Consider the following 915-nt stretch of genomic DNA (forward strand, 5'->3'; position numbering starts at 1 on the left):
ATGCCGTGTTTCTCGGCAAAGCCTTTGGCGCGCTTGGGGTCGACATCGACCGCTCCCACCATTTCCACGCCTTCGATCTGAGCGAAGGCTTGGGCATGGCTGTTGGCCATGCCGCCGGTTCCAACAACGAGAAGACGCATGATGCTCACCTGTAACCCGCTTCGCCGGCCTGGTGCAGCTTCGGCCCGCGCTCGACGATCGGCTCCAGCGCCTTTTCGACCGGAACGTTCGGTGCGTCATGGATCGCCGTGTAGCGGTTGTCGGCGTTGTAGGCCCACTTGACCGAATTGCGCAGCACCTTCTGCACATTGGCGTCGTGATAGGTCGGATAGGTCTCGTGACCCGGGCGGAAATAGAAGATGTTGCCGGCGCCCCGACGCCAGGTGAGACCCGAACGGAACACTTCACCGCCGGCAAACCAGGAGATGAACACCGTCTCCAGCGGTTCCGGCACGGAGAACTGCTCGCCATACATCTCTTCGTTCTCAAGCACGAAGTTCTCGCCGATCCCCTCGGCGATCGGATGACGCGGGTTGATCGCCCACAGACGTTCACGCTCGCCGGCCTCGCGCCACTTCAATGCGCAGGGCGTGCCCATCAGCCGCTTGAAGATCTTGGAGAAATGGCCGGAATGCAGGACGATCAGGCCCATGCCTTCCCAGACGCGCTTGGCAACGCGCTCGACGACCTCGTCGCTGACGGCGCCGTGGTCCTTGTGCCCCCACCACAGAAGCACATCGGTCTTCGCCAGTCGCTCCTCGCTCAGGCCATGCTCCGGTTCCTGCAGCGTCGCCGTCGTTGCCTCGATCGAAACGTCCGTGTTCAGCGCCGCCGCGATGGTGTTGTGCATCCCGTTCGGATAGATGCTCCTGACCACCTCATTGGTCTGCTCATGGATATTCTCGCCCCATACGA

2 protein-coding genes are annotated in these 915 nt (G+C 62.1%); both read right to left on the bottom strand.

Annotated features, from left to right (window positions below):
- Positions 1-140 (bottom strand): Gfo/Idh/MocA family oxidoreductase (locus C6558_RS41335; RefSeq protein ID WP_158269020.1); only part of this gene is annotated, 140 nt, incomplete at its 3' end.
- Between the two features lie 5 nt (positions 141-145).
- The coding region (locus C6558_RS38770) for a ThuA domain-containing protein (protein WP_107028845.1) at positions 146-915 on the bottom strand (770 nt) is incomplete at its 5' end.

This window comes from Ensifer sp. NM-2 (genome assembly GCF_003024455.1).
In the GTDB taxonomy this organism is placed as follows: Bacteria; Pseudomonadota; Alphaproteobacteria; order Rhizobiales; family Rhizobiaceae; genus Ensifer; species Ensifer canadensis.